The organism is Paraburkholderia sp. RL17-373-BIF-A, assembly GCF_046030175.1.
GTDB lineage: Bacteria > Pseudomonadota > Gammaproteobacteria > Burkholderiales > Burkholderiaceae > Paraburkholderia.
This window is the reverse complement of the sequence record NZ_JARESO010000017.1, coordinates 159190-174804: the sequence shown is the minus strand read 5'-3', so window position 1 is coordinate 174804 and position 15615 is coordinate 159190. Positions and strand designations below refer to the sequence as shown.

Below are 15615 nucleotides of genomic sequence, written 5' to 3'. Positions count from 1 at the left end.
AAGGACCTATTATAAAATCCGTCCTTTACTTTGACTTCGCGGCATCCGCACTCGTGACTTCCCGTCTATTTGCCCTGATTCCGTGCGCTGGCACCGGCAGCCGTTCTGGCGCCGCGATGCCCAAACAATATCGCACTGTCGCCGGCCGCGACATGTTGCATTACTCGCTGGCGGCATTCGACGCCTGCAGCGAGTTTGCGCAAACCCTTGTCGTGATTGCCCCGGACGACGCGCACTTCGACGGCCGCCGCTTCGGCGGCTTGCGTTTTGCCGTGCGCCGCAGCGGCGGGGCCTCGCGCCAGGCGTCGGTGCTCAACGGCCTGCATGCGCTCGCCGAGTTCGGCGCGCGTGACGACGACTGGGTGCTCGTGCACGACGCGGCGCGGCCGGGCATCACGCCCGCGCTGATCCGCACGCTGATCGGCGCGCTGAAGGACGACGCGGTGGGCGGCATCATGGCCTTGCCCGTGGCGGACACGCTGAAACGGATCGACGCGAGCTCGTCCGACGGCCGGATCGCCCGCACCGAGGCGCGCGACGGCTTGTGGCAGGCGCAGACGCCGCAGATGTTCCGCATCGGCATGCTGCGCGAGGCGATCCTGCGCGCGCAGGCCGACGGTCACGACCTGACGGACGAAGCGAGCGCCATCGAATGGCTGGGCTATGCGCCGAAGCTGGTGCAGGGCAGCTTGCGCAACTTCAAGGTGACATATCCGGAAGACTTCGATCTGGCCGAGGCGATTCTGAGCCGGCCGGCGGCTGCGTGATCAGCGATTTCAATTTTAGTGAGCGGACTTGAGGACTTGACGCATATGGATTTCAGAATTGGGCAAGGGTATGACGTGCATGCGCTGGTGCCGGGACGTCCGTTGATCATCGGCGGCGTGACGATTCCCTATGAGCGCGGCCTGCTCGGCCATTCGGACGCGGACGTGCTGCTGCACGCCATTACCGACGCCATTTTCGGCGCCGCCGCGATGGGCGATATCGGCCGGCATTTCTCCGATACCGACGCGAAATTTGCCGGCGCCGATAGCCGCGTGTTGCTGCGTGAATGTTTCGCGCGCGTGAAGGCGGCGGGTTTTTCCATCGCCAATGTGGATAGCAGCGTGGTGGCGCAGGCGCCGAAGCTGGCGCCGCATATCGAGGGCATGCGCGCCAATATCGCCGCGGATCTTGATCTGCCGATCGAGCGGGTCAACGTCAAAGCCAAGACCAATGAGAAGCTCGGTTATCTCGGCCGAGGCGAGGGCATTGAAGCTCAGGCTGCGGTTCTGCTGATCAAGAACTGATTGGTTTTACAAAGCGCGCAGCGGCGGGAGCCTCGCCGCGTTGCGCGCATTCAAGCCCTAGGCGGGCTTTTCACCAGCACCGCTTAGAGCGTGTCGCCGCCGACTTCGCGGTTGCAAGCACACGGCTCGTCCGTTTGCAAGCCGTCCAGAATGCGCAGCACTTCTTCCGGGTTGCGGCCCACGTTCAAATTGTTCACCGACACGTGCTGGATCGTGTTGTCCGGATCGACGATGAAGGTGGCGCGCAACGCGACGCCGGCTTCCTGGTCACGCACGCCCAGCTGGTCGATCAGCTCGCCCTTCACGTCGCCGAAGGCGTAGTGGTTCAGCCTGTCCAGGTCCTTGTTCGCGCGGCGCCATGCCAGTTTCACGAATTCGTTGTCGACGCTGCCGCCCATCAACACCGCGTCGCGCTCTTCGAAATCTTTGGCCAACTTGGCGAATTCGACGATTTCCGTCGGACACACAAACGAGAAATCCTTCGGGTAGAAGTAGATGATCTTCCACTTGCCCGGGAACGACTGCTCCGTGATCTCTTCGAACGCCGACATGCCGTTCTCTTCATAATGGTTGAAGCCCGGCTTCGCGGCAGTGACGGTGAACGCTTCGAGTTTATCGCCAACGGTTCTCATGGAAGTGCTCCTTCGTGTGTCGGAAAACAGCATGCTTCAGGCTACCAACTCGCCGCAACGAGCGCGTTCCATGTGATTCGCGGTCGTGCTATTGAATTATCTGTCCGATAGCTATAAATAACTAACCGGGTGGTTATTATTCGACGCGGCATATCCTCACGAAGGACGGATGACGCCCGTTCCGATCAGACGCCCTTGGCGAGCGGAAACTCGATGGTGACCTCCAGACCCGGTCCAGGCGTGCGATTGCGCAAGCGCAGCGCGCCTCGGTAACGGCCCACGAGGCGCTGGACGATGGCCATGCCAAGGCCCGTGCCGTTCGCCTGAGTGCGCGCCGAATTCACACGATAGAACGGCCGCGTGACAAGCGCCAACTGGTCTTCCGGAATACCGGGGCCTTCGTCGACCACGGACAGCTCGACCCGCGAGTGCGACACCCGCGTTTCCAGAATCACGTGCGGAATGCCGTCGCCGTCGCTCAGACCATACTTGCGCGCGTTTTCCAGCAGGTTGCCGACCACCCGCCGCATGTCGGTTTCGTCGGCTTCGATCACCGCCGACGGCGCGAGCCGCGTGATCAGGCGCATGCTGTCTTCGCTCTGCATGCGCGCGGCCAGTTCTCCCGCGATCACGGACAGGTCCACGGGTTCCGGCACGCGCTGCACCGGGCGCGCGTAATCGAGGAACCGGCCGATGATCATGTCCATCTGCTCGATGTCGTCGACCATCGCATCTTTGGTGGCCTGGTCGGACGGGCTCATTTCGGTTTCGAGCCGCAGCCGCGCGAGCGGGGTGCGCAGATCGTGCGAGATGCCCGCGAGCATCAGCGCGCGGTCGGCCTCGAGCTGTTCGAGGTCCTGCACCATCTGGTTGAAACTGCGATTGGTTTCCGCAGCGACGCCCATGCCGCGCTCGGGCAGCGGCTCCGGCGACTGCCCGGAGCCGACCTTGCGCGCGGCCATGGCGAGGCGCGCAAACGGACGGTTCACGAGACTCGTAATGAAGGCAGCGCCGAACAGCGACAGCGCCAGCGCGAACACGCCCCAGCCGGCCCATTGCAAACCGGTGGCGTTGTCGAGTTGATCGCGATCGAGCGCGACCCAGTAGTCGTCGTCGTCGATCTTGAAGCTGATCCAGACGCCGGGGATGTCGTTCACGCTCTGGGCAATCACGGTGTCGTCGCCGAGACGGCCGCGAATGTCGTGTTCGATCAGCCGGTTCAGCGACTCGTCGGGCTGCAGCTTGTACTTGTCGGTGGTTTCGCGCGGGTACACGCGCACCCCTTCATTGCTTTCCAGATCCTGCAGCAAGGCGCGCCGCAGGTCGGGATCGGAATAGAGGAGTGCGGTGCGCGTGAGCTTGACGATGGCGACGAGCTGCAACGCCACGCGCTGCGCGCGCGGCTCGCGTTCGATCACCCGGAAGCTCTGGAACCACGCGGCGAGACTGACTGCGATCAACAGCGCGATCAACAGAAAGGTCCGCCAGAAAAGGCCGCCGAACGCGAGCGTCAGGAGGCGCCGGTCGATCCGCATGGGCCCTTCTTATTTAGAATCAAAAGCAGCAGATGAAAACAAACTCAGGCTGCACCGTCGGGGATGAACACGTAGCCCAGACCCCAGACGGTCTGAATGAAACGCGGGCTGCCCGGATCAGGTTCGATCAGCTTGCGCAGACGCGAGATCTGCACGTCGAGACTGCGGTCGAAGACTTCGTACTCACGGCCGCGTGCGAGCTCCATGAGCTTTTCACGCGACAGCGGCTGGCGCGGGTGACGCGCGAACACCTTGAGTACCGAGAACTCGCCCGTGGTCAGCGGAATTTCCTGGCCGGCCTTGGTGAGCGTACGGGTGGCGAGATTCAACGCGAACTCGCCGAACTCGAACACCTCGGTGGTTTCGGACGGCGCGCCCGGCAACTCCGAAGGCGACTGGCGGCGCAGCACCGCGTGGATGCGTGCAACCAGCTCGCGCGGGTTGAATGGCTTGGGTAGATAGTCGTCGGCGCCCATTTCGAGGCCGACGATCCGATCGACGTCTTCGCCCTTGGCCGTCAGCATGATGATCGGCGTGCGGTCGTTGCTGCCGCGCAGGCGCCGGCAGATCGACAAACCATCTTCGCCTGGCAGCATCAGATCGAGCACCAGCAGGTCGAAGCGCTCACGCACCCAGAGCTTGTTCATGGACGGCGCGTTCTCGGCGACATAGACATTGAAGCCCTGTTCACCGAGGTAGCGGCGCAGCAGATCGCGCAGGCGCGGATCGTCGTCGACGACGAGGATTTTCGAAGGGTTTTTAGTTTCCATGGTCGGCATCTTAGCGCGATTAGAAAGTGGTGCGCGTTTGCATCATTTAACGGGTTACAGTCAGTTACAAAATTTACCCGCACTGTGGCACGACGTAAAGCGGGGGCAGGTAGACTCCTTTACTGAATGCGGCTGTTCGGTGGATACTTCACACGACTAAAACTATCGCACCCGGCTCGTTACCGGGGTTCGTATACGCATTTGAGGTAGCCGGTTGCCGCGCCACGAAGGGAACAACATGAAGGGAGGGGTTTGGCCGAATGTGCGCCTAAGCGTGATTGCACTGGCGGTAGCCAGTACGCTTGCAGGCTCACTAGGACCAACGCTCGCCCATGCCCAGCCTTCCGCCGACAGAGCTGCGAGCGAGCACGCGCCCAAGCAGGGCAAGCCCAGCCGCCACAACCCGAACACCGACCACCCCGCATCAGACGTCATGTTGCGCACCGCAGTTCCCCCTGATCTTGATCAACGTCGTCGTGACGGTCATATGACGCCCGACGAACGGCGTTTGTTACGGCAGCATATCGAAGACGCTGTCCGCGAACTTTATAAACGGTAGCTATTATCGTGCCAGCCCTCGGCACGCGTTTCACGCTTCTGCCCCGCGTGAAAGAATTCATCGCATTTCCCCCGTCAACTTTCCCGTTCAGTCTGCCGTTGAGCCGTCAGAGCGAAGCGCGCCATGCACGCACTGCACGCGCCAACGCCTGTTCCATGACGTCGCGCCAATCTTGATGACCGATGATGAAATTGCTCACGCGTGGTAGTCATGGCCGCCGGTTCGCAGCATCGGCGATTGCGCTGGCGGTGGTGGCATGTGGCGGACCGGCCGCCGCTGTGCAGCCGGGCGCGACCGATGGTCAACAGTTCAGGCACCGTGTGGCGACCGCCGATGAGCGTGCAGCTTCAGAGCGCGAACAGAGCATCCTCGGTGCCGACGATGCGCGCTTCTTCCTGACGCGCGTCGGCTTCGCGCCGGATAGCGCCGAGCTTGCGCAATACGTTGGACTCACGCGAGCGCAGGCGGTCGACAAGGTACTCGCGAGCACTCGAACCGAGGCGGTCACGCCGTTGCCCGACTGGGTCCTCGAACCGATTCCGACACGCGAGACGCGCAAGGCGTGGAGCGACGATCAACGTCGCGAAGCGCTGCGCCTGCGTGGCCAGCGTTACGAACTATTACGCGCGTGGTGGGTGCGTGAGATGTCGACCACGCCGTCGCCGCTCACCGAGCGCATGACGCTCTTCTGGCATAACCACTTCACGTCGGGTCAGGACAAGGTGCCGTATCCGCAGCAGATGGCGCTGCAGAACATGCTGTTGCGGCGAGACGCGCTCGGCCACTTCGGCGAGCTGTTGCACGACGTCGCCAAAGATCCGGCGATGCTGCAATACCTCGATGGCGCGAGCAATCGCAAGGGCAAGCCCAACGAAAATTTTGCCCGTGAGGTGATGGAGCTGTTCACGCTCGGCGAAGGGCATTACACGCAGCGCGACGTGTCGGAGGCTGCACGTGCGTACACCGGTTGGAGTCTCGATCCGGACACGCAGGCCTACGTGTGGCGCGCCAACCAGCACGACGACGGCGAGAAGACCGTGCTCGGCGAGACGGGGCCGTTCGACGGCGACCAGGTGCTCGATATTCTGCTCGCACGGCCGGAAACGGCGATCTTCGTGACCACCAAACTGTGGCGAGAGTTCGTCTCGGATACGCCGGACCCGTCGCGCATCGAACCGATCGCGGCGCGGTTTCGCGCGAGCCACTACGATATCAAGATCGCGTTGCGCGGCGTCTTCCTGATCGACGCGTTCTGGGACGACGACAATCGCGGCGTCCTCGTGAAGTCGCCGGCGGAGTTCGTGGTCGGCACGCTGCGGGCGTTCGACATCGGCTACGACAACACTGCGCCGTTCGCCTCGCAAATCCGCGCGCTCGGCGAGAACCTGTTCTATCCGCCGAACGTCAAAGGATGGCCGGGCGGCACGACATGGATCAATAGTTCGACGCTGCTCGCCCGCAAGCAATTCGTCGAGCAACTGTTTCGCGCGACCGAGGCTGCCGGTCCGCGGCGCATGACCAATCCGATGAACGCAGAGTTCGCGGCAAGCGGCGCGATGCCGGACATGCAGACGGCGCCAACGCCGCAACGCACGATGGCGCGAGCCGCTCAAGGTGGCAAAGGTGGCGTACGCTTCGACATCGAGACGTGGCTCGCGCACTACAACACCGCGCCGACGGCCAGGCCGGGCTTGTCGGCCGAGTTGCAGTTGCAGCATGCGGTCTTGCCGCTCACGCCGGTGGATGCGATCGAAACCGGTTCGACCGCGAGTGCGTATCTGGAGGCACTGCTGATGGACCCGGCTTATCAACTGAAGTGAGGTGAGCAGCTGAAATAAGCACGCGCCAGGCCGCTAAAAAGAATGTGTCTGTCGACGGCGACACGATTCGCGCCGCGACAATCGAACGAGGTGCAGGATGAAACGACGCAGCTTTCTCTCGATGAGCGCGGCCGCCAGCGCAACACTCTGGCTGCCCCGCGCGTTCGGCGCGCAGATGGCGGCGCCGGGCGCGTCTCCGGCACGCGGCTACGGCAACCTGTTGATTCTCGTCGAACTGAAAGGTGGCAACGACGGCTTGAATACCGTGATTCCCTTTGCCGATCCCGCCTACTACCAGTTGCGCAAGAACATCGGCATCAAACGCGAGCAGGCGATTCAACTCGACGAGCGCACCGCGCTGCATCCGTCCTTGCAACCGCTGATGCCGCTGTGGCGCGGCCAGCAACTGGCGATCGTGCAGGGCGTGAGCTATGCGCAACCGAACTTGTCACATTTCCGCTCGATCGAGATCTGGGACACCGCGTCACGTTCCGACCAATACTTGCGCGAGGGATGGTTGACGCGCGCGTTTGCGCAGACGCCGGTGCCCGCCGGTTTTGCCGCCGACGGCGTGGTGATCGGCAGCGCCGAGATGGGGCCGCTCGCGAACGGCGCGCGTGCGATCGCGCTGGTCAATCCGGCGCAGTTCGTCAAGGCTTCGCGGCTCGCGAAGCCGGTATCGCTGCGTGAGCGCAATCCCGAACTGGCGCATATTCTCGACGTCGAAAACGACATTGTGAAAGCCGCCGACCGGCTGCGTCCCGCGCAAGGACAGGCTCAGTTGAAAACCGTGTTTCCCGGCGGCGCGTTCGGCAGCTCGATCAAAACGGCGATGCAGGTAGTGGCGGCGGGTGAAGCTCCGAAGAAAGTTTCTTCGGGAAACGCGCCACAAGAACAGCCGAAGCGTGGCCAGGGCGTCGCGGTGATCCGCCTCACGTTGAACGGTTTCGACACGCACCAGAACCAGCCAGGTCAGCAGGCGGCGCTGCTCAAGCAGCTCGCGGAAGGATTGATGTCGATGAAGTCGGCACTCGTCGAACTCGGACGCTGGGACGATACGCTGGTGATGACCTATGCCGAGTTCGGCCGGCGTCCGCGTGAGAACCAGAGCAACGGCACCGATCACGGCACCGTGGCGCCGCATTTCGTCATGGGTGGACGCGTGCGCGGCGGCTTATATGGCGTGCCGCCGGTGCTGGCGCGGCTCGACGGCAATGGCAACTTGCCGGTCGGCGTCGATTTCCGGCAGCTTTACGCCACCGTGCTCGGGCCGTGGTGGGGACTCGACGCGTCGACGATTCTGCAGCAGCGGTTCGAGCCGCTGCCGTTGCTACGTGTCTGACAACGTGCTGTGAGCGCAACTGGGCTGATGCAGCCGCGCCGGTCGATCACCTCGCGCGCCACGCGATCCACAGCTTGCGGATCGGCGTCAACGCGATGCGCTGATGCAGAACGTGATAGCCGTCGCGTTCGATTTCATCCAGCAAGGCCAGCGCCAATGCCGCCTGCGCGACGAGCGTGCGCTGCGAGCGGCGCTTGCTTGCAGGCACGGCGCCGAGCGCGGTCTGCAACGCATCGCGGGCGCGCTTGGTCTCGAAGCGCATCAACTCGGTGAACGCGTCGCTATATTTTCGATTGATCAGGTCCGCGGCAGTCACATTGAAGCGCTGCATTTCGTCGATGGGAATATAGATGCGGCCGTGGCGCGCGTCATTGCCCGTTTCGACGACGATCTGCGCGAGCAGCAGCGCCTCGCCAAGCGGTGCGGACCAGTTCGACGCCTGCGCGGGATCTTTCGCCGTCGCGCGCGCGATCAACGACGCGAAGGTGCCACCCACGCCTTGCACGTAGCGCCGCAGATTCGGGTAGTCGAGATAACGCGCCTGGTCGAGGTCCATCTCGAAGCCGGCGAGCAACGCCTGCAGCGCCGGGTACTCGGCTTTCACATCGGGCAGATAGGCTGCCAGCGCCTTGGACACCGGATGCGACGGCGAGCCCGAAGCCAGTGCGGCGAGTTCGTTTTGCCACCACGCGAGTTTCGTGCGGCCGATGGCCGGATCGCTGGTCTCCTTGACCGTTTCCTCGAACTCACGGCGCAGCGCGAACAGCGCGGTCAACAGCGGCTGGGTGGCTGCGGGCGCCTGCCGAAGCGCATAGTAAGTGCTCGATCCGGGCGGCGCCGCTTTCTGCTGGCAATATTCGTCGAAATTCACTGGATTGGAAATGTGGGGAAGGGCAGGCGAAGAAGGGGCACGCCGTGCGTGCATCAAGCCAAAAATTGTAGCATCGGCGCCGCCCGGACAGATGCCAGGCAAATGCAGACAAGTGCGAATCAATCGGTTAGAATCTCGCGCTTACGCTTTCGGGCGCGTGTTTCTGACGCGGCTGACGGCATGCGGGACAACGGGCAGGCGCATCGTGCCGTGCCTGCCTGCGCGGGTAGCGAAATGGGTGGGCGGACCAGGTTCAGGTCCTGACGCTCCGCCAGGCGGCGGCAGGGCTGAAGTCGCGGGAACCCGCGTAGAATAAGGGCTGTTGCTGGTATCGCAGAAGTTCGATGTCTCGCCTAGGTTTGTATCGCTCGCGATATCGTAGCGGTCCTGCCTGCCAGGTAAAAAAATTCGCGTGAGTGGCGAAATTGGTAGACGCACCAGGTTTAGGTCCTGACGGGAGCAATCTCGTGCCGGTTCGAGTCCGGCCTCACGCACCAAAGAAATAAGGCCACGTTCCCAAAAGGTACGTGGCCTTTTTTACGTCCGTCGCGCGCTCAAGCTGCCGATCCGCCATCAACGTCGGGCTTGTGATCGCATCCAGCATATTTGGGCAGTTCTCGCCATAGGCGCACGCCCGAGCCTCACAACATCCACTGAACGCTGCGGGAACCGCTTGACCGATTATATTGGATCCAGGATATTGTAGTTCGTTGTGAGGGTCTTTCTGTGTGGAGACCCGCAAGCGTCGTCCTGTGAAGATGACGGGGCAATCGGTTCCCGTCCGGCTGTCACCCAAGCCGCGCGGGCGGCACCATACACAGAGATCTGGCAGGACATTCCATTTGCTATCAGTAGTACCACTTATTAAAGAGGGGCGAGATGAAGAAGGCAGGTATGGCAGCTGCGATCATGTCCACTGCGGTCGTGTGTCACGCGCAGAGTTCCGTTACGTTGTACGGCACGCTGGACGATGGGATCACGTATACAAACAACCAGGGTGGCCACTACAACGTCCAGGCCTCCAACGGTGCATTAGGCAGCACAAAATGGGGGTTTCTGATCAACGAGGATCTCGGCGGCGGATACAGTACGGTGGCCCGTCTGGAAAGCGGCGTCGATATCAATACCGGAAAGCTGAATAACGGTGGGCGTCTGTTTGGCCGTCAGGCCTACGTCGGCCTCGGCTCGCCCTTCGGTACCGTGCTGATGGGGCGCCAGTACGATCTGGTGCTCGATTCGCTGATCGGTCTTTCAGCTTCTGGCCGGTTCAATGGAATTCTCGCTACGCACGCAGCAGACGTCGATAACGTCTGGGGCAACTACTCGCTGAGCAATTCGATCAAGTACATCTCGCCTACCTACGGCGGTTTCAAACTGTCGGGGCTTTTCAGCCTGGGCGGCGTGGCAGGAGACTTCTCCAACGGTAAAAAGGAGGCGATCAGCCTCAGCTACGCGAACAACGCGCTCAGCGCCAGCGCGGTATTCTCGCGAATCAATAACCCCGCGACGTCCATCTACGACGCGACGGCAAACCCCGTGGCCGGCGGCACGTTTGTGAACCCGATCACCAATCCGACTTACAGCGGGTACACGTCGGCCCAGACCCTGCAGGTTGCGGGCGCTGGCGTCAACTATCGCATCGGCGCGGCGCTGCTGGGGTTCACCTATACGAATACCCGCTTTGAAGACGTGGTGCGGACGTCGTCGACGCCGTTTTCGGGCACGGCGACCTTCAATAACTATGAGGCGCTGGCAACGTACAACGTCACGCCGGCACTTCTGCTGGGAGCCTCGTATGACTATACGAAGGCTGAATCGGCGAAATATTTGCAGCTCAACGTGGGCACTCAGTACAGCCTGTCGAGGCGGACGTTGCTCTATGCGACGACCTCCTGGGAGCGGGCGACCGGTATCGATTCGACCGGTAAGTCCGCCGTCGCGGCATTGTCCTTCCTGACGCCGTCGTCCACGAATAGCCAGGTCGCCGTCCGCGCGGGCATCCGCCATACTTTTTAAGGGCTCCAGGTCCCGATTCACAGTCGCGTCCCGGGCGACGGAAGCACACGCGGAGGTTTACCCGGCCTTGACTCTGGATTTTGGATACAGGATATTGTTATCGCACTTCGGTCCGGAACTCCGGGCTGGTCGATCCCTCATTGCGGGAGCAACTACATGTCACCGATTGCAGCCCGGCTCGAACGCCTTCCGTTCAGCCGTTTCCACTTCAAGCTGCTCATCATGGGCGGCTTGGGCTTCATGTTCGAAGCCGTTGACGCAGCCATCATCGCGTTTATCCTGCCCGTTGTTCGTACCAAATGGCATCTGACGAGTTTCGAAACCGGGCTTCTCGGTAGCAGCACTTATGTCGGCTTTCTCGTCGGCGCGCTATTCGCCGGCCTGCTGGGCGACCGATTTGGCCGCCGTGTCGTCATGATGTGGGCGCTGACCTTCTTCTGCGTGCTCACCTTCGCCAACGCGTTTGTGAACGACTGGCACACGTTCGCCTTGCTGCGAGCCATAGCCGGCATTGGGATGGGCGCCGAGGGCGCGATCATTGCGCCGTTCCTGGTGGAGTTCGTCAGTAACCGCTATCGGGGTGCCTTCACCGGAGCGCTGGCTGGTTTCTTCTCGTTCGGTTTCGTGGCTGCGGCGCTGATCGGCTACTTCGTGATCCCGCTGAACCCGGAAGGCTGGCGTATCGCGCTGGTGATCGTTTCCGTGCCAGTCGTCGTGCTGCTGTGGTGGCGGCGTTCGCTACATGAGTCGCCGCGGTGGCTGGAGATTCGCGGCCGTCATGCCGAGGCCGAAGCCGTCGTGTCCGATATCGAGCGGCAGATCGAACGCACGGGTGTGACGCTGCCTCCCGTCGTGCCTGTGGCAGGTGCTGCCGCCAGCTATGAACACTCGGGTTCCTTCTTCGGAAACCTGAAGCTGCTGTGGAAGCCGCCGCTCGCCAAAACGACGTTGATGAGCTGGTGTCTATGGCTGTCGGTGACGTTCTGCTCTTACGCCTTCTTCGTCTGGATCCCCGGCTTGCTCGTTCAGCACGGCATGACCATTACGAAGAGCTTCTCCGTCTCGATCCTGATCTACCTCGCGCAGATCCCGGGCTACTACTCGTCGGCATATTTTTGCGAAAAGCTGGGGCGCAAGGCCACGATCGTCACGTACATGGGACTGGCTTGCGTCGCAGGTATCTGGTTGGCCAATGCGGGCAGCGACACATCGATCGTGCTTGCTTCGATCTTCATGTCCTTCGCGATGAACGGCGTCAACGCGGGCGAATATGCCTATACCCCTGAGGTGTTCCCGACACATCTGCGTGCGACGGGGATGGGCACGGCGTCGGCGTTCGGCCGTATCGGCGCGATCTGCTCACCCATGCTGGTGGGCTACATCTACCCGCTGTGGGGTTTTGCCGGCGTGTTCGGCATGACCACGGTCATCCTGCTGATCGGCGCGCTCGCCGTGATTTTCCTGGGCGTCTCGACAACCGGGAAGACGCTCGAACAGATTTCCGACGAGGAGTACGGCTCACTGCGTCCCGACGCGCAAAGCGCCGCGCTTCGTACCGCGAAATAAGGAGTTTTCGTGACGAACACAAACCACGCACACAATTTTCAGGCGATCGAGCGTCTGGCCGCGATTCAACAGCAAGGCGGCGACGCCGACAGCATATGGTCCGAGTTCGAGCGCTGCCTCACGGAGGTATTCGGACAGCGACTCTTCACGGTGCTGGCGTATGACGAGGCGTCGAGCCGGCTGAGACGTCTGCATAGCAATCGCCTGGATATCAATCCGGTAGGTGGGCTCAAGCGAGTGACGCAAAGCCGCTGGTCCGACCAGGTGCTTCGCCGCGGTGAGATCTTTGTCGGCTCATCGCGCGAGGATATCAAGGCGGTGTTTTCAGAGTACGAGGTGTTGTGGTCGATCGGGTGTGAGAGCGTGCTGAACATCCCCGTGCGCAAGAGCGGCGTCACGCTGGGCACAATGAATCTGCTTGGCGAAGCTGGGCTGTATGACCATGCTGATATCGGACTGGCGCTGGTGTTCGCACAACTGGCGGTTTCGCCGCTCGAAGATCAGGTTCACAGGCTGCGCGGCCTCGAGGATCCTGACTTCATGGAACAGGTGTAGGACTTGGGGCGGGGCCGCCGTCACCGTGCTCCGCCAATTTTCGGGCGCATTTGACAGACCCGCTGAAGGGGCGCATCATACGCAGAACATTTGTATATTGGATCCAATATAATGTGTTGCGGTGAACCCAACGCGGCTTTACGGGTAGTAAGGAGACTGGTATGAAAGTTCGCACGATCGCTTTTGCAGCCGCTGCTTCGGGATTCCTTGTCCTGTCCCTCGGAGCTGCCCAGGCCGCCGAAACACAAACGGTCAAGCTGGGTCTGGCCGCTCCGATGACAGGCGCGCAGGCGCAGTACGGCAAGGATTTTGAATCGGGTGTGCAGCTCGCCATTGACGACTTCAATGCCACGAAGCCCAAGGTCGACGGCAAGGAAACGAAGTTCGTGCTGGAGGCGCTCGACGACCAGGCGGACCCGAAGACGGGCACGGTCGTCGCCCAGAAGCTGGTCGATGACGGCATCAAGGGCATGCTCGGTCACTTCAACTCCGGCGTGACGATTCCCGCTTCGGCGATCTATTCACGCGCAGGCATTCCGCAGATTTCGACGGCAACCGCGCCCGCCTATACGCGCCAGGGCTTCAAGACGACGTTCCGGATGATGACGTCGGATACGCAGCAGGGCAGTGTGATGGGCAAGTACGTCGTCGAGACACTCCATGCGAAGCGTATTGCGATCATTGATGACCGCACGGCATACGGCCAGGGTCTTGCGGAGCAGTTCGAGACGGCAGTGAAGGCGGCTGGCGGCAACATCATCGATCATCAGTTCACGTCCGACAAGGCCGTCGACTTCAAGGCCATTCTCACCGGCATCAAGTCGAAGAATCCTGATTTCATCTACTACGCAGGGGCCGATGCGCAGTCCGCGCCGCTGGTCAAGCAGGCGCGCTCGCTGGCAATGAAGGCAACGTTTGCCTCGGGTGAAATGTCGAAGACGGAAGATTTCATCAAGATCGCCGGGACGGCTGCGGACGGTGCGATTGTCTCGCTCGCGGGGCTGCCGCTGGAGAAGATGCCGGGTGGCGCGGGCTTCACGCAACGCTACAAGAGCAAGTTCGGCACTGAACCGACAACCTATGCGCCGTACACGTACGACGGCGCGATGGCCATGATGCAGGCGATGCAGAAGGCCAATTCGTCGGACCCGGCCGTCTACCTGCCGGTGCTCGCGAAGACTGACATGAAGGGTGTCACGAGTGAGCACTTCGCCTACGACAAGTTCGGTGATCTGCGCGACGCAATCATCACCGTCTACAAGTGTGAAAACGGACAGTGGAAGCCGATCACGGTACTCGGATCCAAGTAACTGAAGCAACGGCGGACGGCAAGTCTGCCGTCCACTCATGCAATACCTCGACTCACGGAAATGACTCAGCAAGCTCAACACTCCCGGACGACTCCCGACGTCGTGGTTATCGGTAGCGGAATCGTCGGTCTCGCCTGTGCGTGGTCCGCACTGCGCGATGGCGCGAGCGTCACCGTCATCGACCGCGACTTCGAAGGCGACCGTACGTCGCACGGAAACGCGGGCGGTATCGCCGTGACGGAGAGCACGCCCATTTCAGTGAACGGGTTGTATATGAAGGCGCTGAAGTGGCTATTCGATCCGCTGGGGCCACTCGCGCTCGACTGGAAACATGTGCCGACCGCCTTACCGTGGTTCATGGAATTTCAGCGATCCGGCAACAAGGATCGTTTCCGTGAAATCTCGCTGGCTCTCGCCAAACTGAACAATCGTGTCTATGACGACATCGTCCCGATGTTCGAGGACATCGGCGCGATGGACAGTTTCTATCGCCGCGGCGCCTTGACGGTCTACGAAAGCGACGAAGCCTTCGCCGCGGATCAGCATGAATGGGAATTCAAGCGGGATCTGGGCGTGCGCTGGCATGCCATGTCGGCCGACGAGGTTCGCGATTGCGAGCCGTCGCTCGCGCCGGTTTTCCGCCACGGCGTATTTCTCGACGACTGGTCGCACATCGGTGACCCGAAGCGTCTCGTGACCCAACTGCGTGAGCGCGTGAAGCAACTCGGCGCCACGTTTGTCGTCGGCACCGTCAAGGCGCTCGATCTCGCTGACGAGCTTGCGCCGGCAGCGGTCACCGAGACCGGTGAACGGGTGAAGGGACGCCGCCTCGTCGTGGCGACGGGTGCATGGTCCGCCGCGCTGGCCGGATCGATCGGCGACCGCGTCCTGCTGGACAGCGAACGCGGTTACAACACGACGCTTCCCGCGCATGGCATCAGCCTGTCACGCGAAGTGATTTTCGCCGAACGCAAGTTTGTCGCCACCCCGCTGGATATCGGTGTGCGCATTGGCGGCGCGGCGGAGTTCGCCGGCCTCAACGCGCCACCCAACTACAAGCGCAGTGACGCGCTGCTCGCGCTCGGCAAGCGCTTCCTGCCCGGCATCAACGACCAGGGCGCCGTGAAATGGATGGGGCACCGGCCAGCCACGCCCGACTCGTTGCCCGTCATTGGCCGGTCGCCACGCTCGCCGTCCGTCATCTATGCGTTCGGCCACGGTCATCTCGGGCTGACGCAATCGGCAACGACAGGTGCGCTGGTTGCCGACCTGATTGCCAATCGAACACCTGGAATCGGCCTCGATCCGTACTCGATCAGCCGCTTCCGGAATTAACGGGGCCCCCGC

Annotated in this window: 14 protein-coding genes and 1 tRNA gene; 11 read left to right on the top strand and 4 right to left on the bottom strand. The window is 62.0% G+C overall.

Features of this window, described 5'->3' with window-relative positions:
- Positions 1–53 precede the first annotated feature (53 nt).
- Both ispD and ispF read left to right on the top strand, forming a co-directional pair.
- Positions 54–767, top strand: coding sequence for a 2-C-methyl-D-erythritol 4-phosphate cytidylyltransferase (gene ispD / locus P0D80_RS22160; RefSeq protein WP_408286724.1), 714 nt, complete (start codon positions 54–56; stop codon positions 765–767).
- 45 nt (positions 768–812) lie between these two features.
- The gene (gene ispF, locus P0D80_RS22155; RefSeq protein WP_132374734.1) at positions 813–1292 is read left to right on the top strand and encodes a 2-C-methyl-D-erythritol 2,4-cyclodiphosphate synthase; all 480 of its coding nucleotides are present in this window, start codon (positions 813–815) and stop codon (positions 1290–1292) included.
- Positions 1293–1375: 83 nt separating this feature from the next.
- On the opposite strand, the gene P0D80_RS22150 is transcribed toward ispF, so the two are convergent.
- The 3 genes from P0D80_RS22150 to ompR form a co-directional block, all read right to left on the bottom strand.
- Positions 1376–1924, bottom strand: a complete 549-nt coding sequence (locus P0D80_RS22150; protein WP_408286723.1) for a peroxiredoxin — start codon at positions 1922–1924, stop codon at positions 1376–1378.
- Between the two features lie 185 nt (positions 1925–2109).
- Positions 2110–3459 (bottom strand): ATP-binding protein, encoded by a 1350-nt coding sequence (locus P0D80_RS22145; protein ID WP_007182020.1) that lies wholly within the window; start codon positions 3457–3459, stop codon positions 2110–2112.
- A 44-nt stretch (positions 3460–3503) separates the two neighbouring features.
- Positions 3504–4238, bottom strand: a complete 735-nt coding sequence (gene ompR, locus P0D80_RS22140) for an osmolarity response regulator transcription factor OmpR (protein ID WP_006048917.1) — start codon at positions 4236–4238, stop codon at positions 3504–3506.
- A 229-nt stretch (positions 4239–4467) separates the two neighbouring features.
- Between ompR and P0D80_RS22135 the strand changes: the two genes are divergently transcribed.
- The 3 genes from P0D80_RS22135 (at position 4468) to P0D80_RS22125 (ending at position 7950) form a co-directional block, all read left to right on the top strand.
- Positions 4468–4788 (top strand): hypothetical protein, encoded by a 321-nt coding sequence (locus P0D80_RS22135; protein ID WP_408286721.1) that lies wholly within the window; start codon positions 4468–4470, stop codon positions 4786–4788.
- 182 nt (positions 4789–4970) lie between these two features.
- Positions 4971–6608, top strand: coding sequence for a DUF1800 domain-containing protein (locus P0D80_RS22130; RefSeq protein WP_408286719.1), 1638 nt, complete (start codon positions 4971–4973; stop codon positions 6606–6608).
- Positions 6609–6705: 97 nt separating this feature from the next.
- A complete protein-coding gene (locus P0D80_RS22125) occupies positions 6706–7950 on the top strand; it encodes a DUF1501 domain-containing protein (RefSeq protein ID WP_408286718.1) in 1245 nt (414 codons plus the stop codon).
- Between the two features lie 46 nt (positions 7951–7996).
- Here the strand turns inward: P0D80_RS22125 and P0D80_RS22120 are convergent, their stop codons facing one another.
- On the bottom strand, positions 7997–8821 hold the full coding sequence (locus tag P0D80_RS22120) for a squalene/phytoene synthase family protein (protein ID WP_408286716.1): 825 nt from the start codon (positions 8819–8821) through the stop codon (positions 7997–7999).
- A gap of 410 nt (positions 8822–9231) precedes the next feature.
- On the opposite strand from P0D80_RS22120, the gene P0D80_RS22115 reads away from it, so the two are divergent.
- The 6 genes from P0D80_RS22115 (at position 9232) to P0D80_RS22090 (ending at position 15603) form a co-directional block, all read left to right on the top strand.
- Positions 9232–9318, top strand: a tRNA-Leu gene (locus P0D80_RS22115).
- Between the two features lie 397 nt (positions 9319–9715).
- On the top strand, positions 9716–10837 hold the full coding sequence (locus P0D80_RS22110; RefSeq protein WP_408286714.1) for a porin: 1122 nt from the start codon (positions 9716–9718) through the stop codon (positions 10835–10837).
- A 156-nt stretch (positions 10838–10993) separates the two neighbouring features.
- A complete protein-coding gene (locus P0D80_RS22105; RefSeq protein ID WP_408175510.1) occupies positions 10994–12403 on the top strand; it encodes an MFS transporter in 1410 nt (469 codons plus the stop codon).
- Positions 12404–12412: 9 nt separating this feature from the next.
- A complete protein-coding gene (locus P0D80_RS22100; protein ID WP_408286712.1) occupies positions 12413–12958 on the top strand; it encodes a GAF domain-containing protein in 546 nt (181 codons plus the stop codon).
- Positions 12959–13119: 161 nt separating this feature from the next.
- Positions 13120–14268 (top strand): branched-chain amino acid ABC transporter substrate-binding protein, encoded by a 1149-nt coding sequence (locus tag P0D80_RS22095; RefSeq protein WP_132374725.1) that lies wholly within the window; start codon positions 13120–13122, stop codon positions 14266–14268.
- A gap of 60 nt (positions 14269–14328) precedes the next feature.
- The gene (locus P0D80_RS22090; RefSeq protein ID WP_408286710.1) at positions 14329–15603 is read left to right on the top strand and encodes an NAD(P)/FAD-dependent oxidoreductase; all 1275 of its coding nucleotides are present in this window, start codon (positions 14329–14331) and stop codon (positions 15601–15603) included.
- The last annotated feature ends 12 nt before the right edge of the window (positions 15604–15615 follow it).

Coding starts and splice junctions, on each gene's coding strand:
- P0D80_RS22145 (WP_007182020.1), bottom strand. CDS start 3,459: ATGCGGATCGACCGGCGCCTCCTGACGCTCGCGTTCGGCGGCCTTTTC.
- P0D80_RS22130 (WP_408286719.1), top strand. CDS start 4,971: ATGATGAAATTGCTCACGCGTGGTAGTCATGGCCGCCGGTTCGCAGCA.
- P0D80_RS22090 (WP_408286710.1), top strand. CDS start 14,329: ATGACTCAGCAAGCTCAACACTCCCGGACGACTCCCGACGTCGTGGTT.
- P0D80_RS22150 (WP_408286723.1), bottom strand. CDS start 1,924: ATGAGAACCGTTGGCGATAAACTCGAAGCGTTCACCGTCACTGCCGCG.
- ompR (WP_006048917.1), bottom strand. CDS start 4,238: ATGCCGACCATGGAAACTAAAAACCCTTCGAAAATCCTCGTCGTCGAC.
- P0D80_RS22110 (WP_408286714.1), top strand. CDS start 9,716: ATGGCAGCTGCGATCATGTCCACTGCGGTCGTGTGTCACGCGCAGAGT.
- P0D80_RS22135 (WP_408286721.1), top strand. CDS start 4,468: ATGAAGGGAGGGGTTTGGCCGAATGTGCGCCTAAGCGTGATTGCACTG.
- ispF (WP_132374734.1), top strand. CDS start 813: ATGGATTTCAGAATTGGGCAAGGGTATGACGTGCATGCGCTGGTGCCG.
- P0D80_RS22105 (WP_408175510.1), top strand. CDS start 10,994: ATGTCACCGATTGCAGCCCGGCTCGAACGCCTTCCGTTCAGCCGTTTC.
- P0D80_RS22125 (WP_408286718.1), top strand. CDS start 6,706: ATGAAACGACGCAGCTTTCTCTCGATGAGCGCGGCCGCCAGCGCAACA.
- P0D80_RS22095 (WP_132374725.1), top strand. CDS start 13,120: ATGAAAGTTCGCACGATCGCTTTTGCAGCCGCTGCTTCGGGATTCCTT.